Origin of the sequence: Arthrobacter sp. UNCCL28, from assembly GCF_900102805.1 — a bacterium.
Lineage (GTDB): Bacteria > Actinomycetota > Actinomycetes > Actinomycetales > Micrococcaceae > Arthrobacter > Arthrobacter nicotinovorans_A.
The window spans coordinates 193737-216328 of record NZ_FMWE01000004.1; the positions used below are offsets into that span (position 1 = coordinate 193737).

General features: G+C 63.8%; 22 protein-coding genes and 1 riboswitch. Of the genes, 14 read left to right on the forward strand and 8 right to left on the reverse strand.

Translation table 11 applies throughout. From position 1 onward, the window contains the following. Positions 1 to 3 precede the first annotated feature (3 nt). Positions 4 to 1731, forward strand: a complete 1728-nt coding sequence (locus BLQ01_RS13260; protein WP_091552218.1) for a sialidase family protein — start codon at positions 4 to 6, stop codon at positions 1729 to 1731. 90 nt (positions 1732 to 1821) lie between these two features. Here BLQ01_RS13260 and BLQ01_RS13265 read toward each other — a convergent pair whose 3' ends face one another. From BLQ01_RS13265 to BLQ01_RS13275, 3 genes are all read right to left on the reverse strand, one after another. After that, positions 1822 to 2223, reverse strand: a complete 402-nt coding sequence (locus BLQ01_RS13265) for a YccF domain-containing protein (RefSeq protein ID WP_011776159.1) — start codon at positions 2221 to 2223, stop codon at positions 1822 to 1824. A gap of 94 nt (positions 2224 to 2317) precedes the next feature. Further along, positions 2318 to 2767 carry an SRPBCC family protein gene (locus BLQ01_RS13270; RefSeq protein WP_091552219.1) on the reverse strand — a complete coding sequence of 150 codons (450 nt, stop codon included), beginning with the start codon at positions 2765 to 2767 and terminating at the stop codon, positions 2318 to 2320. A gap of 411 nt (positions 2768 to 3178) precedes the next feature. After that, positions 3179 to 3775, reverse strand: coding sequence for a phosphoribosylanthranilate isomerase (locus BLQ01_RS13275; protein ID WP_091552221.1), 597 nt, complete (start codon positions 3773 to 3775; stop codon positions 3179 to 3181). A gap of 97 nt (positions 3776 to 3872) precedes the next feature. Between BLQ01_RS13275 and BLQ01_RS13280 the strand changes: the two genes are divergently transcribed. The 5 genes from BLQ01_RS13280 to BLQ01_RS13300 all read left to right on the forward strand — a co-directional run bounded on the left by BLQ01_RS13280 (position 3873) and on the right by BLQ01_RS13300 (position 7621). Next, positions 3873 to 4517 (forward strand): HutD/Ves family protein, encoded by a 645-nt coding sequence (locus BLQ01_RS13280; RefSeq protein ID WP_091552223.1) that lies wholly within the window; start codon positions 3873 to 3875, stop codon positions 4515 to 4517. A gap of 57 nt (positions 4518 to 4574) precedes the next feature. Next, a riboswitch (guanidine-III (ykkC-III) riboswitch) is annotated at positions 4575 to 4640 on the forward strand. 9 nt (positions 4641 to 4649) lie between these two features. Beyond that, complete coding sequence (locus tag BLQ01_RS13285; protein WP_091552225.1) at positions 4650 to 4964, forward strand: DMT family transporter; 315 nt, start codon at positions 4650 to 4652, stop codon at positions 4962 to 4964. A 2-nt stretch (positions 4965 to 4966) separates the two neighbouring features. Then, a complete protein-coding gene (locus BLQ01_RS13290) occupies positions 4967 to 5350 on the forward strand; it encodes a DMT family transporter (protein WP_091552227.1) in 384 nt (127 codons plus the stop codon). A gap of 611 nt (positions 5351 to 5961) precedes the next feature. Beyond that, the gene (locus BLQ01_RS13295) at positions 5962 to 6966 is read left to right on the forward strand and encodes an aldo/keto reductase (protein WP_091552471.1); all 1005 of its coding nucleotides are present in this window, start codon (positions 5962 to 5964) and stop codon (positions 6964 to 6966) included. A gap of 4 nt (positions 6967 to 6970) precedes the next feature. After that, positions 6971 to 7621, forward strand: a complete 651-nt coding sequence (locus BLQ01_RS13300) for an MBL fold metallo-hydrolase (RefSeq protein WP_026543466.1) — start codon at positions 6971 to 6973, stop codon at positions 7619 to 7621. A gap of 140 nt (positions 7622 to 7761) precedes the next feature. Here the strand turns inward: BLQ01_RS13300 and BLQ01_RS13305 are convergent, their stop codons facing one another. Continuing rightward, the gene (locus BLQ01_RS13305; protein ID WP_175493440.1) at positions 7762 to 9486 is read right to left on the reverse strand and encodes a DEAD/DEAH box helicase; all 1725 of its coding nucleotides are present in this window, start codon (positions 9484 to 9486) and stop codon (positions 7762 to 7764) included. Between the two features lie 578 nt (positions 9487 to 10064). Then, positions 10065 to 11549, reverse strand: a complete 1485-nt coding sequence (locus BLQ01_RS13310; RefSeq protein ID WP_254779434.1) for an MFS transporter — start codon at positions 11547 to 11549, stop codon at positions 10065 to 10067. 68 nt (positions 11550 to 11617) lie between these two features. Here BLQ01_RS13310 and soxR point away from each other — a divergent pair, with 68 nt between their 5' ends. Next, positions 11618 to 12073, forward strand: coding sequence for a redox-sensitive transcriptional activator SoxR (gene soxR, locus BLQ01_RS13315; RefSeq protein ID WP_026543464.1), 456 nt, complete (start codon positions 11618 to 11620; stop codon positions 12071 to 12073). A 5-nt stretch (positions 12074 to 12078) separates the two neighbouring features. On the opposite strand, the gene BLQ01_RS13320 is transcribed toward soxR, so the two are convergent. Further along, the gene (locus tag BLQ01_RS13320; protein ID WP_217638385.1) at positions 12079 to 13953 is read right to left on the reverse strand and encodes an FG-GAP-like repeat-containing protein; all 1875 of its coding nucleotides are present in this window, start codon (positions 13951 to 13953) and stop codon (positions 12079 to 12081) included. A 242-nt stretch (positions 13954 to 14195) separates the two neighbouring features. On the opposite strand from BLQ01_RS13320, the gene BLQ01_RS13325 reads away from it, so the two are divergent. Beyond that, complete coding sequence (locus BLQ01_RS13325; RefSeq protein WP_091552233.1) at positions 14196 to 14993, forward strand: SAM-dependent methyltransferase; 798 nt, start codon at positions 14196 to 14198, stop codon at positions 14991 to 14993. On the opposite strand, the gene BLQ01_RS13330 is transcribed toward BLQ01_RS13325, so the two are convergent. Beyond that, a complete protein-coding gene (locus tag BLQ01_RS13330; RefSeq protein WP_175493441.1) occupies positions 14990 to 16027 on the reverse strand; it encodes an Lrp/AsnC family transcriptional regulator in 1038 nt (345 codons plus the stop codon). The two genes, BLQ01_RS13325 and BLQ01_RS13330, sit on opposite strands and share 4 nt — an antisense overlap. A gap of 140 nt (positions 16028 to 16167) precedes the next feature. Here BLQ01_RS13330 and BLQ01_RS13335 point away from each other — a divergent pair, with 140 nt between their 5' ends. After that, positions 16168 to 17385, forward strand: a complete 1218-nt coding sequence (locus tag BLQ01_RS13335; protein WP_091552236.1) for a M20 metallopeptidase family protein — start codon at positions 16168 to 16170, stop codon at positions 17383 to 17385. A 39-nt stretch (positions 17386 to 17424) separates the two neighbouring features. Further along, positions 17425 to 18717, forward strand: coding sequence for an MFS transporter (locus tag BLQ01_RS13340; RefSeq protein ID WP_026547940.1), 1293 nt, complete (start codon positions 17425 to 17427; stop codon positions 18715 to 18717). A gap of 75 nt (positions 18718 to 18792) precedes the next feature. Here BLQ01_RS13340 and BLQ01_RS13345 read toward each other — a convergent pair whose 3' ends face one another. Next, positions 18793 to 20070: a CynX/NimT family MFS transporter gene (locus tag BLQ01_RS13345; RefSeq protein WP_091552238.1), complete on the reverse strand. Its 1278-nt coding sequence runs from the start codon at positions 20068 to 20070 to the stop codon at positions 18793 to 18795. 164 nt (positions 20071 to 20234) lie between these two features. Here BLQ01_RS13345 and BLQ01_RS13350 point away from each other — a divergent pair, with 164 nt between their 5' ends. The 4 genes from BLQ01_RS13350 (at position 20235) to BLQ01_RS13365 (ending at position 22555) form a co-directional block, all read left to right on the forward strand. Then, the gene (locus BLQ01_RS13350; RefSeq protein WP_026547938.1) at positions 20235 to 20648 is read left to right on the forward strand and encodes a hypothetical protein; all 414 of its coding nucleotides are present in this window, start codon (positions 20235 to 20237) and stop codon (positions 20646 to 20648) included. 93 nt (positions 20649 to 20741) lie between these two features. Beyond that, entirely contained in the window at positions 20742 to 21647 is a 906-nt protein-coding gene (trmB, locus tag BLQ01_RS13355) for a tRNA (guanosine(46)-N7)-methyltransferase TrmB (RefSeq protein WP_026543457.1), read from the forward strand. Positions 21648 to 21668: 21 nt separating this feature from the next. Next, positions 21669 to 22061, forward strand: a complete 393-nt coding sequence (locus BLQ01_RS13360) for a hypothetical protein (RefSeq protein WP_026543456.1) — start codon at positions 21669 to 21671, stop codon at positions 22059 to 22061. After that, a complete protein-coding gene (locus BLQ01_RS13365; RefSeq protein ID WP_091552240.1) occupies positions 22061 to 22555 on the forward strand; it encodes a type II toxin-antitoxin system RatA family toxin in 495 nt (164 codons plus the stop codon). Before BLQ01_RS13360 ends, BLQ01_RS13365 begins: the two co-directional genes overlap by 1 nt. The last annotated feature ends 37 nt before the right edge of the window (positions 22556 to 22592 follow it).

Below are 22592 nucleotides of genomic sequence, written 5' to 3' on the forward strand. Positions count from 1 at the left end.
GGTATGACCTCCTACCTCCACATCGATGTGAGTCCCGAGCTGCCACTGGCGATCCCCGACCTCGAACACGTCCTGGCCGTCCGTGGCGTGGGGGGTTACCGTCAGTACCGTATCCCCGCCCTTGCTGTGAGCCCACGAGGCACCCTGCTGGCTGCCTACGACGGCCGGCCAAACCTGGACGATCTTCCCAATCCCATTGACCTTCTCCTGCGCCGCAGCACAGACAACGGAAAGACCTGGGGCCCGCAGCAGGTGGTTCGTACGGGCCCGGGGCTGCAGGGATTCGGTGACCCCAGCCTGCTGGTGGACAACGAGACCGGACGTATCTTCATGTTCCACGCCGCTGGAACCCACGCCGGATTCTTCGAGGCCGTCCCCGGCATGGAGCCGGACGACGAGGTTCAGCACGCGGACGTCAGTTACTCGGACGACGACGGCGGCACCTGGCAGCATCGTCGGCTCACCGCACAGCTCAAATCGGCCCACCCAGGAATCACCGGCCTTTTTGCTGCGGCAGGCCAAGGCATCCACGTCCACACCGGCCCATTCAAGGGCAGGCTGGTGCAGCAGTATGTAGTGCTCGTGGAGGGGACCATCATGGCCGCCTCGGCGTTCAGCGACGACCACGGTGAGACCTGGGTTTTGGGAGAACTGATCGGCGACGGCCCGTCCGGTATCGGGCCCAACGAAAACAAGGTGGTGTGCCTGGATGACGGTCGGCTTCTGCTTCACTCCCGGGCAACGCCGTGCCGTTTATGGTCTATTTCTGAGAACGGCGGACAGTCCTGGAGCCCGCTTCAGCCTGTTGAAGATCTGCCCGACCCCAGCGACAACGGCTCCCTGACCCGCTTCGACGGACGACCCGGCGTTTCGCTCCCGGAATCCGGCACGTCCGGGTGGCTGATGGCCAGCAACAACCAGGACCCGCAGCTTCGCCGGAACACGGTGCTCAGCCTTTCCGTCGATAATGGCGCCACCTGGCCGGCCAAGCTGGTGGTGTGTCCCGGAAGTTCGGCCTACTCCACCGTGACGCGCCTGCCCGATGGAAACGTGGGCGTCCTTTATGAGCGACAGGGTTACCGGGAAATCGTGTTCGCTTCCATCCCTGCGGAGCAATTGACGGATCAGCTGGGTTCGGCGGCAGCTTCCGCCGGTGGCCGCGGCCGGGCTGACGGTGGCGGCGGCCGCGTCGGCTCGGAACCTGCTGACTCGTGCCCCGACGTCTTGGCCTTCGACATGGAACTGCGCTCCATTACCCCTGGCCGTCCTTACGAGTGGCAGAACGCAGGTGAATTCCACGTGGTTCCATCCTCCAGCGACGGCCAGTGGGACGTGCAAACCTGGAAGGAAATTGGCCAGGGTTACTCCGGAAACCAAGTCCTTGGCACGCGTGAAGCCCAGGACCTCAACTACGGCCCGATCATCCCCGGCTACAAAGCCGGGGACATCCTGGCTTTCACCGGGCGTGCCCGCAACTGCGGCACCCAGCCGATGACCGGCGTCGTACTTCTCGGACCGCACGCCAACCGGGGCGACTTCCCGCCGGTCGACCTTCTGCCGGGCGAGCAGGTCCTGTACTTCACGCCGACCTACACGGTCACGACTGCGGACATGGACCGGGCCGCGTTGGAAGTCTCGTTCACTGTGGAGTCCGACGGCGGGCGCATGCGTCAGGTGCGGCGTTTCCGTTTTGATCTGGGTACCGGCGCCGTGCAGACTTTCCAGGGTTAGGTGCCTTTCAGGGCGCCGGCGTTTACAGCGGCAGGTGCTGGCAGGCTGAAGGTATGCCTAGCGGTAGGTGCTGGCAGGCCGAAGGTATGCCTAGCGGTAGGTGCTGACGAACGGCTGGTTGGTGGGCACAATTTGCTTGCCGAGCGGCATCAAGGACACCGGGATCAGCTTCAGGTTGGCAATGGCGAGCGGGATGCCAATGATGGTGATGGCCATGGCAAAGGCGGTGACCACGTGACCGATCGCGATCCAGATACCCGCAACGAGCAGCCAGATCACGTTGCCGAGGAGAGCGAATACCCCTGCACCGCCCGGCTTTTCCACTACCATTTGGCCGAAGGGCCACAAGCAGTACGCACCGATCCGGAAGGAAGCGATGCCCCAAGGGATGGTGACGATCAGAACGCAGCAAATGATGCCCGCCGCGAAGTAGCCCAAAGCCAGCCAGAACCCACCGAAGACAAGCCAGATGATGTTAAGGAGCGTTTTCATAGTCCCCATTCTCTCTTGCCGGTCTGACAAAAAGCCTAGGGGTCTGCCCTGATTCTTCCCTGAAGTGATTCTTCACTGGAGAATGCTCTGCCCGTTATGCCAGGAGGTCGTCCAGCTTGTCGAACGAAGTTCCCCAGCCGTCGCGGGTCATGTCCACCCACTCCTGGGATTCAAAAGGGCCCTGGGTAACATTCATGCGGGTTCGGCCGGTGAGGTCCTCGAATTCCAGGCGCATCTCCTCGAATTCGTGATCGGCATCCGGAGCAGCTTTGGCCTTCGCAACCAGGAGAACCGGGGCTTCCAGTTCAGAGATCACAGCTTCAATGGGGGCTTCCTGCTCCCCATCCTCGTCGGACCACACCATGACCACCTGCCAGATGCCGCCCACCTTCGGCTCAACAATGATCTTCTCGCGGGGCGCCTCCACCTCAACGGGGCCGAACCACTGCGCGAGCTTGTCAGGATCCATCCAAGCGTCGAAAACCTTCTCGCGAGGGGCGTCAAACTCACGGCTCATGGTCAGGGTGAAGTGTTCCGCGCTCATTGTTTGACTCCTGGTTTCGTCGACTTTGGGTGAGACGGGCGTTGAAAGCATTCGGTGTTGGAAGCGAACTGGTGTTGGAAGCGATTCTAGGGGGTGCCAGTGACAGCCAGACGATCTCTCACTAAATCGCAGGTCTACACCATCGCTCTCTCACATCACCACCAGAAACAGTGGTGTCAGAGAGGAACGGCAGTCAACCCGGGGGACGTGAGCGAGGATCGGCGGAAAGACCCGGGGGATCTGATAGAGCGTCAGTCGAGAGGCTGGGGGAAGTGATAGAGCATCAGCCAAAAGACCAGGGGATCTGATCGAGCGTCCGCCAAAAGGCCGGGGGAAGTGATAGAGCATCAGCCAAAAGACCGGGGGATCTGATAGAGCGTCCGCCAAAAGACCCGGAGACGTGATCGAGCGTCAGGCCTTGGCGGCTTCCACGAACGCCCGGATCCTGGCCAGGTCCTTCACTCCGCGGGAAGACTCCACGCCCGAGGACACATCCACGCCCCAGGCTCCGGCCGCGGTTGCTGCGAAGGCAACATTGCCGGCTTCGAGTCCCCCTGCGAGCAGCCATTCGCGGCCATCGAGTCCCTTCGCCCGGACCGAACCGTAGTCCCAGGACTCCCCCGAGCCCGGCACGGCGGCATCAACCAGGAACAATTCTTCACCCAGATCAGCGAACTCGTCCTCGGAGGCACCCATGGTGACGGCCCTGATGAGCCGCATCCCGGCGTCGTGCACTGTCTTTACGTCCTCGGCCGTGCGGTGACCATGGAGCTGAACCCACTCGAGGCCTGCCGCTCGCGCTGTTTCAACGGCATCCGCGGCAGACTCGTGCCGGAAAACACCCACGGCGTGGACACCGGCAGGAACCAAGGGAAGGAGGATGCGGACCTGCTCCGGGCTGACTTCGCGCGGGCTGGCGGTAAGGACGAATCCCACCGCGTCGGCACCGGCGTCGACGGCCTCACTGAGGGATTCCGGCGTGCTCAAGCCGCACACTTTGACGAACATTCCCGCGCCTCCAGCCAAACTCGCAACGTTTTCCACATATGACGTTAGCAAGCCGGAATGCGAACGCAGAAGCCGTGTCCACCACTAGGCTGGTCGAATGGAGATCATCCGCTTTGCCGACATCCGTCCTGAACCGTGGCGCAACGGCGGTGGGGTGACGCGCGAACTCGCCAGCCACCCTAAGGCCGCTTCAGCCCAGGACGGGGCCTGGGATTGGCGCGTCAGCATCGCCGACGTCTCAAAAGCGGGCGAATTTTCCGCCTTTCCTGGCATGGAGCGGGTTATCACCATCATCGACGGCGAACTGCTGTTGCTCTCCGTGGACGGCTCGGAGCACCCGCTGGAGAAGTATCGTCCGTTCCGTTTCTCTGGCGAGGCCGCCTCTTCGGCAACTCTTCCCACCGGGGATATACGGGATCTGAACGTCATTGCACGCGAGGGCGCTTTCAAGGGCTACACGTCCATTGTGGAGATCTCCAAGAAACGGGCTCACCCGGTCTTCGAGGGCCAGCTGGCCGTCCTTCTTGAAGGGAAAGCCACGGTGGCGCCCGGCGGGCTTGGGGAGGAAGCACCGGTTGAGGAGGAAGAGTCCGACGGCGGCGCCCCGGCACCCAGCGCGGCCGAGCCGATTGAACTGTCCCGGTATGACGCCGTGGTGGGCTCGGATACCCGCAGCCCGGAAATCACGGGCCGGGGCTTCATCGCGGTCATCTCGATCGACCATGTGGAAGCCCACGCCTGAGCTGGTGACGTTAACCACCAGAAGTGGCCACCCTGCGCGGGAGTTGCTAGCCTGAAATGAAGGTTCCGCTCTGGAACCTCCGGACGACGGTTCAGTACCCGGAACGCGACAAGACTGGCCAAAGGAAATGTCATGTCGTGGATAATTCTCATTCTTTCCGGAGCACTTGAGGCCGTGTGGGCCGCAGCGCTCCACCGTTCCAAGGGCTTCCGCAAACCCGTCCCAACTGTTGTGTTCCTAGTGTCAGTGATCGCCAGTATGGGTGGCCTTGCCATCGCGATGCAGTCCATCCCCACGGGCACGGCCTACGCGGTGTGGGTTGGCGTCGGCGTCGTCCTGACTGCCACGTACGCCATGGTCACCAAAGTTGAACGCGCGACGACGGCCCGGCTGCTTCTGCTTGCGGGCATCGGCGCATGCGTGGTCGGCCTGAAGGTGGTGGCATAGCCATGACTGCAAACAACTCGAACACCAAGAACACCGGCAACGGAATCTTCTGGGTCATTCTCCTGGCTTCAGCGCTGCTCGAAGCCGTATGGGCCACCGCTTTGGGCCTGTCCAACGGCTTCACGCAGCTCATGCCCACAGTGGTCTTCGCTATCACCGCAGTATTGAGCATGCTCGGACTGGGCATCGCCGTAAAGCGCATCCCTCTCGGCACTGCTTACGCGGTCTGGGTCGGGATTGGCGCTGCGCTGACAGTCGGCTGGGCCATGATCACGGGCGTAGAGTCCGCGAGCCCGCTGAAGCTGCTGTTCATCGCGGGAATCGTTGGCTGTGCTGCCGGTTTGAAGGCCCTGCCTGCCGATAAGCCTGCTGCCAAGGCCGAATAGACGCTTCCTGACGCTCCATTTCGAGGGGTAGCTGCTCATTCGATGTCTCGCACCATCGAATGCGCAGCGGCCCATCGAGTCGGCCTTCACACGCCCGCTGAACCGCAGCCAGCAAGCCCGGCGAACCCGCAGCGAAGCATCGAATGCGCAGCGGCCCATCGAATAGACACTTCCTGGCGCTCCATTTCGAGGGGTAGCTGCTCATTCGATGTCTCGCACCATCGAATGCGCAGCGGCCCATCGAGTCGGTGTTCACACGCCCGCGGAACCGCAGCCAGCCAGCTCGGCGAACCCGCAGCGAAGCATCGATTGCGCAGCGGCCCATCGAATAGACGCTTCCTGGCGCTCCATTTCGAGGGGTAGCTGCTCATTCGATGTCTCGCACCATCGAATGCGCAGCTGCCCATCGAATCGGCCTTCACACGCCCGGGAAATCCGCAGCGAGTCGGCCCAGCGAACCCGCGGCAAGCCATCGAATTGGCCGGGGCGGGGGCGGGGCGGGGGCGGGCCGGGCAGCGCGCGGGACCGCAGCAGCAGGAATACCCGCCGCCTCCATCGGGTTCACGCCAACAAAGGGCATTCTGGAACACCTACGCGCATTGGAGAAGTTCATGACTGAAGTTCAACTCGGTGACGGCCTCAAGGTCAGCCCCCTCGGATTCGGCGGAATGGCCCTCACTCCGGTGTACGGGGGAATCGAGCCAGAAGAAGGCCTGCAAACACTGAGGCATGCGGTGGACGCGGGCATCACGTTCATCGACACCGCAGACGTGTACGGCGCCGGGAGCAACGAGGAACTCGTGGGCAGGCTCTTGAAGGAGCGGCGCGACGAGATCCAGGTGGCCACCAAGTTCGGAATTGAGGGCAACCCCGCGGACGGGTACACGGGAGTCCGCGGGGATGCGCCCTACATCAGGCAAGCGGCGGAAGCGAGCCTCCGCCGCCTGGACACTGACGTGATTGACCTCTACTACATGCACCGCCGTGACCTCCGCGTTCCGATAGTGGAAACCGTGGAGGCCATGGCGGAACTGGTCCGAGAGGGCAAGGTCCGGCACCTCGGCTTGTCTGAGGTGACGGCCGAGGAGCTCAGGCAGGCCAACGCTGTCCATCCCATTGCCGCGGTCCAGAGCGAGTGGTCGATCTGGAGCAGGGATGTGGAGCTCAACGTTGTACCTGCCGCCAAGGAACTTGGCGTTGGGTTTGTGCCTTATTCGCCTCTTGGCCGCGGATTCCTCACGGGAACCGTCAGCGCGGGCGACCTTGGGGAAAATGACTTCCGCCATAAGATCCCCCGTTTTGGTGACGAGGCACTTGATGCGAACCAAGCCGTAGTGGCCGCGGTCCGCGAGGTAGCCAGTGGGCTGGATGCAACTCCTGCCCAGGTAGCCCTGGCGTGGCTGTTCGCCCAAGGTCAGCGCCTTGGGATTTCCGTGGTTCCCATCCCCGGCACGCGTAAAACGCACCGGATCGACGAGAACCTGGGGGCACTGTCCCTGCAACTGGGGACAGCACAACTTGAGGTGCTCAACCAAGCCGCGGCCGGCGTCGTGGGTTCACGTTCTGCCGACCCCAACTGGGTATCGCAGGGCCGCGAAGCCAACAACGTAGGCTGATCGCATGGATTCGCTCATTCACTCTTTGCACCAAATCACCATCCGCAGCATCTCCGTCAGCGAGATGAACAACAACGTGTACTTGCTGACTTCGAAGTCCACGGGTGGGCAGTTGTTGATCGACGCCGCCGACGACCTACCTGCGATCCAGCAATTGATCGCAGACAGCGCCGTCGATTCGGCCGCTCCCACCAAGGTGCTCAGGATCGCCACCACCCACCAGCACTGGGACCATGTCCGCGCGCTGCCGGAGTTGGTGGAAGTTACCGGCGCAACCACCTCAGCTGGAGCGGACGACGCCGATGCGTTGCCGGTTCCGGTGGATGTCCGGCTTGGTCACGGCGACGTCGAGCGGTTTGACGACTTCGAGATCACGGCAATCCACTTGCGCGGACACACCCCGGGCTCGATCGCTTTCGTGTACCAGGATCCGAACGGGCCCGCCCACATTTTCAGTGGCGACTCGTTGTTTCCGGGAGGCGTCGGCAACACACAGAAAGATCCTGCACGCTTCACTTCTCTGTTGAACGACGTGTCGGAGCGACTGTTCGACGCCTATCCGGACGATACCCTGGTCCACCCCGGCCATGGATTGCCCACAACCCTTGGCGCCGAGCGGCCACACCTTGAGGAGTGGCGCGCCCGAGGCTGGTAGCTTGCGGGGCCCGCTTTGCACACCAAGCCGAAGGAATAGCGCGCAGAGTGGGCCTCACAACGCGAGTCTCAAACTTGCGGGGCCCGCTTTGCACACCAAGCCGAAGGAATAGCGCGCAGAGTGGGCCTCACAACGGGAGGTTAGCGGCCGCGACGCTCGTTGGACGCGGGAGCCGAGGCACGACGCGGGCCGCTGCGTGCCGGACGGCCTGCACCGGATCCACCGCGAGCGGAGTTCCCGGAAGCGCCCGAACCGTAGGATCCACCGGACGCAGCGCCGGTTGCGGAAGACCAAACAGCTTTGTTTCCGCCGGTACGCGTCGAAGTAGTGGACGCCGTGCGGGGAGCCGAAGCTGCCCGCTGGCCGGTAGCCGGACGACCGCTGCGGCCACCCTGCCCCTGCGAGCCCGGTACGTCGTTACGGTGAGTGGAAGTCGACTTGCCGCGACCACGTGAGCTGCGGGCGACGTCGTCGTTCATTGCTGCGCGACGCTCGGCGCGGTTGACGTCCGTGCGAACCGGCTCAGCCGCGACCTTTCCACGTCCACCGCGGCCGCCACGGCCACCGGCAGTCGGAGCAGCCTGGCCGCCCGAACGGCGTGCGCGCTTGCGCTGGGCGTTGGCACCGGTGGAGGTGCCGCCACCCTGCGGAGCCTTGGCTGCCAGGAGAGCTGCACGGGTGCGGGGATCAACCTTGTCCGCGATGTCGCCCACGAGCTCGGCAACCAGCGGGGAATTGGCCGTCACGCGTTCAAACGAAACGTCAACGCCGGCAGCCTTCATGAGCTTCTTGACGTCGCTCTGCTGCTCGGGAAGCGTCAGGGTGACCACGGTGCCATCGGAACCGGCGCGGGCCGTGCGGCCTGAGCGGTGCAGGTAGGCCTTGTGCTCTGTGGGCGGGTCCACGTGGATGACGAGTTCGACGTCGTCAACGTGCACGCCACGGGCCGCGACGTCGGTAGCCACCAGGACGCGGACGTCACCGTTGGAGAACTCGGCAAGGTTGCGGTCGCGTGCGTTCTGCGACAGGTTGCCGTGAAGGTCGACGGCGGGGATGCCGGCGTCGGTGAGGGTCTTGGCAAGCTTGCGGGCGTGGTGCTTGGTCCGCATGAAGAGGACGCGGCGGCCGGCGCCGGAGGCCAGTTCAACGATGAGCTGCTTCTTGACGGTCTGGTCGTTGACCACCAGGACGTGGTGGTCCATGGTGGTGACAGCAGCCTGGGGATCGTCCACGGAGTGCGTCAGCGGGTTGGAGAGGTAACGGTTGACCAGCTTGTCAACACCGTTGTCCAACGTTGCGGAGAAGAGCAGGCGCTGACCCTGGGTGGGGGTCATGTCCATGAGCTTCTTGACCACCGGGAGGAAGCCGAGGTCAGCCATGTGGTCGGCCTCATCCAGCACGGTGACCTCAACGGCTTCGAGGGTCAGGATGCGCTGGCGGATCAGGTCTTCGAGGCGGCCCGGGCAGGCGATGACGATGTCGACGCCGGCACGCAGGGCCTTTTCCTGGCGTGCCTGGGAGATGCCGCCGTAGATGACCGTGGTGTTCAGGCCCATGGCCTTGGCCAACGGCTCGATGGTGGCGTTGATCTGGGTTGCCAGTTCACGCGTCGGTGCAAGGACGAGGCCCATGGGACGGCCCGGCTTGCGGAAGTGCTTTGCTTCGCGCTCGGCCAAGCGGGCCACGAGCGGGATGGCGAAAGCGATGGTCTTGCCGGAGCCGGTGCGGCCACGGCCCAGGACGTCGCGGCCTGCGAGCGTGTCAGGGAGGGTCTTCACCTGGATGGGGAATGCCTCTTCGATGCCATCTGCGGCGAGGGACTCAGCAATGGGCTTGGGCGTGCCAAGGGCAGCAAAAGTAGTCATAAACTTCATGTCTTTCGGGCGGTGTCCAGTTGCGGACATCGGCCCCCGACGCCGGTTGGGCCAGGGGTTCGCCGAGGAAAAGTCAGGTGGTCTACCGATTCGCTGCAACAGCGGTGGCCGGGACCAAATAGAACGCGTTCATCGACGCAGGATGTGCCTCTCACATGAAAAATGCCCCGCCGCGCAGCCTTTCAGGCCACCTGCTTCAGGGCGTCACCGCACATCAAGTGTTCCTAGTTTAGCAGTGTTTCTCCTGCGGACCTGCATCGGGGCTGCTCAGGCTCCCGTTGCCAGGCCCACTCTGCACCCTTCCAGGCACGAATACCCCGCAAAACAGGCCCAACAACCAACCCCCACACCTTGCGAGGCCCGGTCTGCACCTTTCCGGGCACACATACCCTGCAGAACAGGCCCCACAACCAAACCCCACACCTTGCCAGGCCCACTCTGCACCCCTCCCGGCCCACATACCCCGCAGAACAGGCCCAACAACCAAACCCCACACCTTGCCAGGCCCACTCTGCACCCTTCCAGGCACGATTACCCTGCAGAACAGGCCTCACAACCTCCCCAACGGGTCAGGCGTGGTGCGTGAGTTCGGATTCCGTGTCGGGTGTACTTGCGTCGGCCGATGTCACGCCCACCCGAGCACCCCGCCGAGCGCCCTCTCGAGCACCCTCCCGAGCACCCCGCCGAGCACCCACCCGAGCACGACCCCCCGCGCGGGCGGCGACCCTCGGCGCCATGAGAACCCCGACGACGGCGATGATCGCCGCCAGTGCGAACACCCCCGCGAACGGGTTCGTCGTCGTAAATGCCGCGAACACAAGCCCCGTGGCGGCGAGGGAGAGCGCGCCGCCAAGGGAGTCGGAGATGGACATGGCCGCGCTGTTGAAGCCCTGGTTTTCGGGAGTGGACAGCGCCAACGTCATCACGGAGAGCCTCGGGTACATGAGGCCCATCCCTGCGCCGGCAAGGATCCACCCGCCAATGGCCACAGCCGCGGGGAGGGCAAACGCGGCCGTCACCAGCGTGGAAATGATGGCGACCAGCACCAGTGCGGCTCCGATCTTCACGGCGAGATCGTCGGCCAAGCGGTTACCCAGCCGCCCCTGTACCGCCGACGCCCCGGCCCACGCGAGCGCGGCACCGGTCAGGGTCAGCCCGGCAAAGGTCGGCGTGAACGCATACCGCTCGGTCAACAGGTACGGCAGGTACACCTCGGCCCCAAAGAACGCCGCCGACGCCAGCCCGCGTACCAGGATCACGCTGGGCAGGCCGCGGTGTGCCCTCAGTGTTCCACGCGGTACCAGCGGTTTCACCGCAACAAGGGCAATGACCAGCGCGACGACGGCAATCGCCCCACCGAAGCCCGGCACCTCAGCGGACAGGTTCAGGCCGAGGACGGCTATGGCTGCGAGCGCAGCCCACCCCATACGGCCAAACGCCCAGGGAACAGGCTCGGCTGGCGGTTCGGACTTCATGCCACGCACGGCCGGCACCACCATCAGCAAAGCCGGAACAACAAGTCCCACGACGCCGAGGAACACCCAGTGCCAGCTGCTCAACTGGGCCACCACGCCTGCCGCGAATGGTCCCACCAGGGATGGGACCACCCAGGACGCGGCAAAAGCGGCGAAGATCTTAGGGTGCAGTTCGGCCGGGTACACCCGGGCCACCAGGACGTAGAGCGCCACGGTCATCGCGCCGCCACCAAGACCCTGCACCAACCGGCCCAGCACCAGGATTTCCATGGTGCCGGCCATCCCTGCGATCAGAAGTCCCGCTACGAACAAAGCAACGGAGGAATACAGCGGCGCCGCAGGTCCTCGACGGTCCGACCAGTTGCCCGCTGCCACCATGCCCATCACACCGGTTGCCAGGGGGCCGGCGAAGGCCAGGGCGTAAAGGCTTGCCCCGTCGAGGTCGCGGCTCACGAGCGGCATGATGGTGGTCACGGCGAGGGATTCGAACGCACTGAGGAACACCAGTGCGCAAGCCCCCACGGTGGCAAGCAGGTAGGGGCGGCGCAGTATCCCGGCCGTTGAGGTGTCAGAGGTCATGGTGGTTACCCTAGAACCTCAACTAATGTTGAGGTCAATCCGCTATCCACGCCACCGAAGGCCACACCATGCAGCCAGCCACAACCCACAGGCCCCTCACTATTGGCGAGCTGTCCGAGCGCAGCGGAGTGGCGCCGTCGGCCCTTCATTTCTACGAACGCAACGGGCTGATCGAAGCGGAACGAACGGCCGGCAACCAACGGCGTTACCGGAGGGACACCCTGCGCCGGGTCGCGTTCATCAAGACCTCCCAGCGCGTGGGCCTGCCGTTGAAGGACATCCGCGAGGCGTTGGATTCCCTGCCGGACGGCCGGACTCCCACCAAACGCGATTGGGCCAAGTTGTCGCTGCGATGGCGCAAGGAGCTAGACGACCGCATCGCTGCCCTCCAACACCTCCGAAACGATCTTGACGGTTGCATCGGCTGTGGTTGCCTGAGCCTGAAGTCGTGCACGTTGCAGAACCCCTCGGACGAGCTCGGCGCTTCAGGAACCGGTGCGCAGCGTTGGAACCAACCGTCGTAGCAGCGTCACAGGATGGCGGTCATGACGTTCCACCCGGAGCCTACGTGCAGGTCCGTTTGCAGGCCACCGGTCGCCGTTCCGCGATAGAGGATCAGGCTTCCGGCGGAATTGCGTGCCAGGACATCAGGTACGCCGTCGCTGTTGATGTCGCCGGGTGTCACTATCGCCGTCATGACGTTCCACCCGATTCCTATCTGCCGGCGCGGCAGCCAACCACCATTACCGTTTCCTTCGTAGAGCCACAGGGTTCCTGCGGCGTCTTTGGCCATGATGTCCCCGCCCGGCGACCCAAATTCCCCGGGCCCGAGGATGGTGGTCATCTGGTTCCATCCGGTTCCTGCGTTGGCACGCGGAAGCCAACCGCCTGAACCATTACCCGGGTAGAGCCAGAAGTCCCCTGCAGCGTCGCGGGCCATGACGTCCGCCTTACCGTCACCGTTGAAGTCACCAGGAGCGACGACGGCGGTCATGGCGTTCCAGCCCACGCCCACTTTGGTCCTGGGCAGCCACCCTGAACGGCCGTTGCCGGGGTAGAGCCAGAGATCACCGGCAGCATCGCGGGCCAGGACATCTGCGTGGGTATCTCCGTTGAAGTCGCCGGCGGACAGGATCAGGCTCATGCCATTCCATCCTGAGCCCACTGCCGACCTTGGAAGCCATCCCCGTTTTCCATCCCCGGGGTAGAGCCACAGCGTGCCGGCAGTATCCCGCGCGAGCACGTCCGTGGCGCCGTCGGAGTTGTAGTCCTTCCAGACGTTCTTTGGCGGGCCGGAGGTGTCAAGAACCCAGATGGCGTTGCCGTCAACGGAGGTTGCGTAGAGCTTGGACCCGTCCGGTGTTATTGCCCGTACCGAGGTGTAGGCACCGAGCTGGAGATCCTCAACCAACGGGATGGAAGAATCCTCGGACCTTGCACCCCACACCTGGATCACCGTTGCATTTGACCGGTACAGCCGGGTTCCATCCGGGTTCATCACCAAGGTGCCCGGCTCCTGCCTGTCCGGGGTGGCCTGCCCGACGGCCAGGGTTTCGAGGTTGAGCTGGGACACCATGGGATTGTTGATGACCCGGCGGCCCGGGGACGGGTAATACGGTTGTCCGTGGTCTTCGAAGAAGGCCCGCTTGCTGTCAGGGGTGAAGACGGGCGCGGACGGTTCCAGGAACGTCTGGAAAGTGGCCAGAACCTTGTCCGTGGCGGTGTTGATGACCGAGAGGCCCCACCCGTGCGTGGTCACCAACCGCGTTCCATCCGGTGAGACGGTGCCGTCCGTCCCGGTCATCGGGTCCGTGGCCAAAACGGTCCGGCTCTTCGTATCAATGACCGCTACCGATGCCCCCTTGAGCACATAGAGCTTGGCCCCGTCCGGAGTTGCCAGCAGTTTGGTGATGCTTCCACCCACTGGTATTTGGGCTGTTACCTTGCCTTGGGCAACATCAACCACTTTCACGCCGGCGGTTTTGAGCCCCACATACAGTGCGGTTCCACCGGGGCTGACCACCAGGCCTGCCACCTCGTCACCCACAGGGACCACATACTTCACGGTCATGGCAGATGCATCAATGATGGTGACGCTGGTACCGGTCGCCAGGAAAGCCGTTGATCCGTTCGTGCTGAGAGCCAGGGCGGTGGTGGGACCGGCTTGGACGCTTTTGGCCACCACACCCTGGGCTGTGTCGATGACGGACAGCAGGCCCTCGGGACTGGCCACAAAGAGCTTTGTGCCGTCTTTCTTGAGCTCCACGAATTTCGGATGGGCTATGTCGATTTTCCGCGGGGCCGTTGCAGTGGCCGCCTGAACCGTCGCGGGGCTTGTCGATGGAACAGTCGCGGGGACCGCCACCGCATCCGACGACGGCGGAGCCGCTTGTGCGGGTGGCATTGCCGCCATCACCAGCACCGCTGCAAAAGCACCTGACAGGCCGGCTTTGAGACTGATTTTTCGCGCCAGAAACACCGTGAATCCCCCAATTTCAGGCGCCCCTGATTCGCGACGGGCGCATCTGCGACAAAGGCTACCCACCCCCGCACGGAAAGACCATAGTCAACTCCCAACTACCTTGAAACTTGCCGAAGCGGCAACAGGCATTGCCTTCCGTCCGCCCCTCGCGGCACGCTTGGCATATGACTGAAAAGACGCACGACGGCGGCACCCTCCACGGCGAACAACCCACCGGCGCAGGCACGCCCGAGCATGCCCAGCAACACGACGGTGCCCAGCAGCCCGACGGCGCCCACACGCACGAGCATGCCCACCAACACGACGCCGCCCAGCAGCGCGGCTTGAACCTCCACGCGGACGCGGACAACGCTGTGGACATGTGGGATGGCATGTACAAGGAGCGGACCAAGGTGTGGAGCGGAAATCCGAATCCGCAGCTGGTGGCCGAAGCCAGGGACCTGAAACCCGGCAAAGCACTGGACCTTGGTTGTGGCGAAGGCGCCGACGCGATCTGGCTCGCGGAGCAGGGCTGGACCGTGACCGCATTGGATGTCTCCGCCGTCGCGCTTGAACGGGCAGCTGCGCATGCAGCAGGAACCAGCCACGCGGACCGGATCACGTGGCAGCAGCAGGATCTCGCGGAGTGGACCCCCAACGCCGAATTCGACCTCGTCTCGGCCCAGTTCCTGCACTCACCCCTGCTGCCCTGGCGCGAGTCCGTGACAATGGCCGCGGCAGCAGTCGCCCCGGGCGGCACCTTGCTGGTGGTGGGGCACCATCCTCACGGGCTGCCGTCGTGGAGCCACCATCACGACTCCGGCATGTTCTTCACCCCGGAACAGCTGGCCGGGGCATTGCGTCTGGACCGTGACCCGTGGTTCGTCAACGTCCTTACAGACCGCAAGCGTTCGGTCACGGGTCCCGATGGCGAGTCCGGCACCACCCTGGACACGGTTTTGCGGGCGGTGAAAAACCCCTAAATACCGTCGGGAAGGAATTCCGCGTAGGGCGCCACTACCTCACCGGTGGCGGTGGAATCGGGATTCAGCATCCACCCCACGCGTTTGGCCGTGTTCAGCATGACCACGCTTTCCACCAATTCGATGCCCGGAATCCGCTGCTGGACAGTGAGCTCCATTTCCAGGACCTCGGCCAGGGACCGCAGCCACATGATGATGGTGAAGTTGGTGCGCCCTGTAGTGGAGGCAGCGAAACGCACGTTGCGGATGGCGCGCGACTCGACGGCGGCCGCCTCGTGCCTGCCCGGCGGGACGTTGGCGAACCATTGGATGGTGACCGGGTAGCCCGAGAATTGTTGGGCGATTTCGCAACGAAAGGACAGCATGCGGCTGGCCAGGACCCTGCCCAGTTGCCGCTGCACGGTGGCCGGATTCCGCCCCAGCGCCCTCGCGATCTCTGCTGCGGTGACCCGACCGTCCCGGGCAAGGAAAGGGATCAGCGCCAAGTGGCTGTCGGGGAGCGGGGTTGCGCTCGCGTCGGGGCCCAGCGGACTGGCGGATTCGGGTCCTGCGAGCGAGCGGACCGCCTGTTGCTCCCCCTTGGTGAGGACGTTGAGGCGCCACGCGTAGCCGCTGATGTGGATACGCGTGCACAGTGCGGTCTGGTACTTGGTGAGTCCGCGGATTTCCTTCAGCCTCGGCAGCAGTTGCGCACTGAACTGCTCCAGGTCACGGGTGATGACGGTCAGTGTCAGGTCGCGGTTGCTTGCTGCTTCTTCCACGGTAATGACCTCGGGCAGGGCGGCCAGCGCCGCCGTCACCTCCGGCCGGAGGTCCATGTCGCAGTCAACGTCCACCATGGCCAGGCACATGTTTTTCGGATCTCCGGTGAGGTGGGAGGTGGTCCAGGCGGCTCCCGACTCCCGGAGCCGGTCCCAGCGCGCCGCCAACGTGGTGGCATGGACGCCCAGGACCTGGCCGGCGTCGGACCAGCTGAGCCGGGGCGAAATTTGCAGTGCATTGATCAGGCGAAGATCTTCCTCACTGAGTTCCATGCCCCAACTCTCCCACAGTCGCTGCATAATTTCTGGTACTTCCGGCCGAAAATGCATATTTCCAGATGTTTTCAAGCCTGTGAAGCACGTCACCACACAATGTTCTAAGGAAGAGACCCGGATAAACCCAGGAGTACAACATGACCATCGCTGCCGACGCCAAGGAGCTGCGGGACGACATCGTCCGCCTCCGGCATGACCTTCACCGTGAACCGGAAATCGGGCTGCAGCTCCCCCGCACGCAGGAAAAGGTGCTCAAGGCACTGGATGGGCTCCCCTTCGAGATCACCCTGGGCAAGGAAACGACATCGGTCACGGCAGTTCTCCGCGGCGGTGCCGGCCACGCTTCGGCCCACAAGCCCGTGGTGTTGCTGCGGGCCGACATGGATGGGCTCCCCGTCCAGGAGACCACCGGCGTGGACTACACCTCCCGCGTGGACGGCGCCATGCATGCCTGCGGACACGATCTCCACACCTCCATGCTCGCCGGTGCTGCCACTCTCCTTGCAGAGCGTCAGGATCAACTGGCAGGCGATGTCATCCTCATGTTCCAGCCCGGCGAGGAGGGCTTTGACGGCGCCAGCTACATGATCGAGGAAGGCGTCCTGGACGCGGCCGGGAGGCGTGCGGATGCAGCATACGGAATGCACGTGTTCTCATCAGTTGCCGATCACGGACAGTTCCTCACCAAACCCGGGATCATGCTGAGTTCCTCGGCGGGCCTCTTCGTCACCGTCCACGGCGCCGGCGGACATGGCTCCGCTCCCCACCTGGCCAAGGATCCGGTCACGGCTGCGGCGGAAATGGTCACCGCCCTGCAGGTCATGATCACCCGGCAGTTCGACCTCTTCGACCCCGTGGTCCTGACCGTTGGCGTGTTGCAGGCCGGAACCAAGCGCAACGTCATCCCCGAAACCGCCCGCATAGAAGCAACCGTCCGGACCTTCTCCGAAGCCTCCCGCAGGAAGATGATGGAAGCAGTACCCAGGCTGCTCCACGGTATTGCCGCAGCCCACGGGCTGGAGGTCCATGTGCAGTACGACGAAGAATATCCCCTCACCATCAACAACAAGGACGAGACCACCACTGCGGAAAAGGTCATCGCCGAAATGTTCGGCGAGTCCAGGCATACCCGGATGGCCACGCCCCTGAGTGGTTCCGAGGACTTCTCCCGCGTCCTGGACCAAGTTCCCGGCACGTTCATTGGACTCAGCGCCGTTGCCCCCGGCGCCGACCACGCGACGTCGGCCTTCAACCACTCGCCATACGCAACGTTCGACGACGGCGTCCTCACCGACGGTGCCGCGCTGTACGCCGAGCTCGCCGTATCCCGCATCGCCGCCCTTGCCGGCAACTAGCGTCCACCTCCCTGTCCCCGCATCAGCTTGGAGAATCCCATGACCACCACCGCAGGAACGTCCTCCGACGTCAAGGTCCAAAAATCCCACGCGCGGACGCTCGTTGGTACCGGAATCGGCAATGCCGTTGAATGGTACGACTGGGCAATCTACGCAACGTTCTCACCGTTCATCGCCAGCGCCCTGTTCAGCCAGGCCGACCCGACGTCGGCGGTACTGTCCACCTTGGCGATCTTCGCCGTCGGTTTCGTTGCCCGCCCCTTCGGCGGTTTCGTGTTCGGCTGGATCGGCGACAGGATCGGCCGCAAAACGTCCATGACCGTAGCCGTGGCCTTGGGTGCGGTGGGCAGCCTGCTCATCGGCATCGCGCCGACGTTCGCGGCAGTTGGCGCCTTCGCATCGGTGATGCTGTTGGTGGCCCGCCTCATCCAGGGCCTGGCGCACGGTGGTGAGTTGCCGTCGTCGCAGACTTACTTGTCGGAAATGGCACCCAAGGAACACCGCGGCTTCTGGGCCACGCTCATCTACACCTCCGGCACGGCAGGCATCCTGGCCGGTACGCTGCTCGGCGCCATCCTGACCAACGTCCTGAGCAAGGAAGACATGAGCGCCTGGGGTTGGCGCATCCCCTTCCTGATCGGTGGCGCCCTGGGGATCTACGCCCTGTTCATGCGGGCCAAGATGAAGGAAACCGAAGCGTTTGAGGCAGAAGCTCCCAACGAGAAGCGCCTGCCGATCCTGCCGCAGATCATCAAGTACCGGAAGCAGGCATTGCAGGTCATCGGCCTGACCGTAGGCTTGACCGTTGTGTACTACATCTGGGGTGTGGTGGCACCGAGCTACGCAGCAACTTCTTTGAAGATGGATCGCGGCGAAGCCCTGTGGGCCGGCGTCATCGGCAACGTAGTGTTCATCGCAGCCCTGCCGTTCTGGGGCAAACTGTCCGACCGCATAGGACGCAGGCCCGTCATCATCGCCTCCGCCGCGGGCGCCGCCCTCCTGCACTTCCCCATGACGTGGCTGCTGAAGGACTCACCGTGGCAGTTGGCCGTCTCAATGTCCGTGATGCTGTTCTTCATCGCCGGCAGCGCAGCGATTGTCCCGGCCGTGTACGCCGAACTGTTCCCGACCCACATCCGAACCATTGGCGTCGGGGTCCCGTACTCCATCTGCGTGGCGGCCTTCGGTGGCACCGCCCCTTACCTGCAGACCTGGCTCGGCAGCATCGGTCAGGCCCAGCTGTTCAATGTGTACGCCGTGATCCTGCTGCTGGTGGGCATCGGGTTTGCCTTCTCCATCCCGGAGACCAAGGGCAAGGACCTCACGGCCTAGGTTCCCCGCGATCGTTGCGAGGCCCGCTCTGCACGTTTTCCCGAGGTCTTTGGGTGCAGAGTGGGCCTCACAACGTTAAACGAAGCGGTCGCGGCCTGCCCGGTAACCGAAGAAGGCAGCCAAGGATCCCACCACCAGGAACAGGACTCCGGCCGCCTCGAAACCGCCGGTCCCCTGGTGCAGTTGACCCACCATCAGCGTGCCAAGTGAACCTACCCCATAGCCGACGCCCTGCATCATCCCGGACAGGTGTGCGGCGGTGTGGGCGTCGCGGGTCCGGACCATGATCATGGTCAGGGCCACGGCAGTCAGTGATCCCTGGCCAAGCCCGTTCAGCCCGGTCCAGACCCAAATCAACTCTGTGGGGCCAAAGATCGTGAGCGCAAAGCCGCCTCCGGTCATCAGCGCCACCACCATGTTGATGATCCGCTGGTCCTTGAAACGCGTGGCCAGGGCAGGGGCAAACAGGGACCCCAGCATCTGCAGCACAATCGACAACGAGACGATCAGCCCGGCCGTTCCGCCATCAATCCCCCTGTTCCGCAGGATCGGCGCCATCCAGGCGAACACGCTGAACGACATCATGGCCTGCAACACCATGAACATGGTCACCTGCCACGCCACGGCCGAGCGCCACACATTGACGCCACCGTGGACGGCTTGGTGTTTCACGGACGGTTGGCGGATCGCGAGCGGGAGGAAAAGCAAAAGTACGACGCCGGCAGGAACCGCCCAGAACCACAGAGCCGATGTCCAGTGGCCGGTTGCCGTAAACACCGGGTACGTGAAGCCCGCGCCAAGGGCTGCCGAAGCACAAATCGCGGTGGTGTAGAGGCCGCCCATCAGGCCGAGGCGGTGCGGGAAATCCCGTTTGACGACGCCGGGCAGGAGGACGTTGCAGAGCGCTATTGCGGCACCGCAGGCAGCTGTTCCGGCCAGAAGTGCGGGCAAGTGACCCATTCCCGGGAACTCCACTGGCCTCAGCAGGAGGCCTGCAGTGAGCACGGCCATGGCTCCGAGAAGCACCCGTTCCGCCCCGAATCTCCGGGCGAGGATGGGAGCCAGTGGCGCGAACAGTCCCAGCAGCGTGACCGGCACGGTTGTGAGGACCACCAGCGACCAACCCGGCAGGCCGGCGTCGGACGTTATTTCCGGAAGGACCGCCGAGAAGCTGGAGAAGACGGTGCGGAGGTTCAGTCCGATCAGTACCAGGCAGATGCCCAAGTAGACCAGGCCGCGCTTACCGCGGAGTTGTGTGGGATCCGCGGCCGGTTCGTCGTCGATCTCAGCGTCCACTGCGATGTCAGGCAGGACTGGTTTCTCTCGATAGCCGGGCGTCTTGGAGGAGGTCACACGTCCTATTCTGTCAGGGCGGCTTCGATCGAGGGTCCGTTGGGCGGGATATGACCGGTGAGCGGTATATGACCATCGGTGTATGAATAGCTGCCTTGGCAGAGTTATCCACATAGGAGAGATTTACCTGCCTCTGCAGCATCGCGATCCATAGCGTTGAGGGCATGGACAAGACCCCCAAACCATCACCTCACAGCACTACTTCCGGGCATCCTCTGCCGGCTTCTCAGAAGTCGCACGCGCGGATTTCGCACCCACCGGGATTGAAGGTCAGCATCTGGAGTTTGGCACTGGCCATGGGGGTGCCCATTGTCTTCATGATCGTCTTCCCTGTGGGGATGCTCTTCATGTTTGGCGCTGAGTCACCCCCATATGCAATGGCTGCGCAAACGATTCTCGTGGTCCCCACCGGAGCTTGCTGGCTCGGGGCGTTGGTCTGTGGCCTGACCTGTCTCAGGCTGGCCAAAAGCCGCGATGCCGATGGGCAGCGGACCATAGCATGGATGTTTGGGATCTTCGGGCTTTGTATTGCAGGACTCGAAGGGCTGGCGTTGCTCTTGATGGTGCTTCGCAACTGAACACCGGTACCCGCACCGTGGAACGTCCCCGGCGCAAGCACCCAGCCCAGACGCCGCAGAGCCTCCACCCCGAACCAAAGTATTCTGGAAGTGATGAGTGAAACCCCAGATTCCCCGCGCCCCGTCACGCCCGGCACCCAGGCATCCTTTGGGACCTATGGCGGCCGGCCCGTCAGCTTCGTGCGCCGCGGCACCCGATTGCAGGGCCGCAGGCAGGCTGCCTGGGAAGAGCACGCCGAGCGCTGGGCCATCCAAGTGCCCCGCCATGTTGCCAACACCTCCGTGCACCCGGACTACACCTTCGATGCCGAGGCCGTATTCGGGCGCAAGGCACCCCTGATCGTTGAGATCGGTTCCGGCCTGGGTGACGCCGTGGTCCACGCCGCGGAGCAGAACCCGGACAAGGACTTCCTGGCCGTGGAGGTTTACACCCCCGGTTTGGCCAACACCATCATCAAGATCAACAGCCGGGGCCTGACCAACGTGCGGGTAGTGGAAGCCAACGCTCCCGAGGTCCTCGAATCGATGCTCCCCGAAGGCTCAGTCAGCGAGCTCTGGGTGTTCTTCCCCGACCCCTGGCACAAAGCCCGGCACCATAAACGCCGACTTATCCAGCCCGCCTTCGCTTCCGTAGCTGCCAAGGCACTGGAAAAGGGTGGCTACTGGCGGATCGCTACTGACTGGTCCAACTATGCAGTGCACGTCCGCGAAGTCCTGGCCGGGTCCACGGAGTTCGAGAACATGCACGAAGGCGAGCGCAGCGGCGAGGAAAGCCCGCTGACGCAGGTGTGGCAATCCGGCGTCGAGTCTGTTGTGGGCGGCGCCCCGGTGAGGGAAGGCCGCGCGCCGGTCAGCACCGAGCACACTGGTCCCAATGAGGGCGTGGATGAAGAAGGCGGTTGGGCACCCCGCTTCGATGGCCGCATCCGGACCAGCTTCGAGAACAAGGCCCACGAGGCCGGTCGCATGATCTTCGACCTCACCTACCGCAAGCTTTAGCCGACGGAGTCCGGGGGAACCATGAGCTATCAGCCACCGATCGACTACTACCAGCAACCACAAAGGACCGGGACACGCGGCCTTCCCGCCGGGATCACCAGCATCATCGCTGCCGTGCTCTCGCCGATCGCGGCCGTGGTCAGCATCCCCTTGGGCATTGCGGCGGTGGCCTCCGCCATGAGCCGTTACAACGAGGGCAATGATGCCTGGTGGTTTGGTGCGTTGGTGCTGGCGGGGATTTCCGTGGTCCTGGCAATCGTTGCCGTGGTGAGTGGATTGATCGCCGTCTTCCGGGCCGGCCGAATGAACGCGGGACGGATCACCGGGATCATCGGATTGGCGATCATGGCGGTCAACATTTTTGGCATTGTCTTCATGGTGTTCCTGGTCCTCGGCTCAGGTCAGGGGTTCTGATGCCCCAGGTGCGCGCCGAACGATTCATCCGCCTGGATCCGGACACAGCTTTCGCCCTCTCCCAAACGACGGGCCAATTCCGGCTCAAATGGGACCCGTTCATCTCGGCCCAGGCTTTCCTTGACGGAGCCACAGCTGCCGGCAAGGGTGTCCGGACACGGACCGTTTCCCGCATGGGCCTGAAAATGGTCAGCGAATACGTCTCCTACACCCCACCCCGAAATGTGGGCATGACCATGGTTTCGGGGCCGTGGTTCTTTGGGAACTTCGGTGGTGGCTGGCGGTTCACGCCCGACGACGGCGGAACCCGGGCAGTCTGGAAGTACACCTTTTCGTGCCGCCCGGCTCTGGTAAAGCCGTTGGCCGAGAGGGTGGGAAGCTGGCTGCTTGGCCGCGAAATTGAGCGCCGGATCGAGGCGTTCGCCCGGGCTTGCGAGAACCCGGCACTGGTGGCCGAACTGCGCGCCCAGGGAACCGAAGTCGCCGAAAACTAGCTGGTTACGGCAACCCGGTTGGTTACGGCACCCTAGC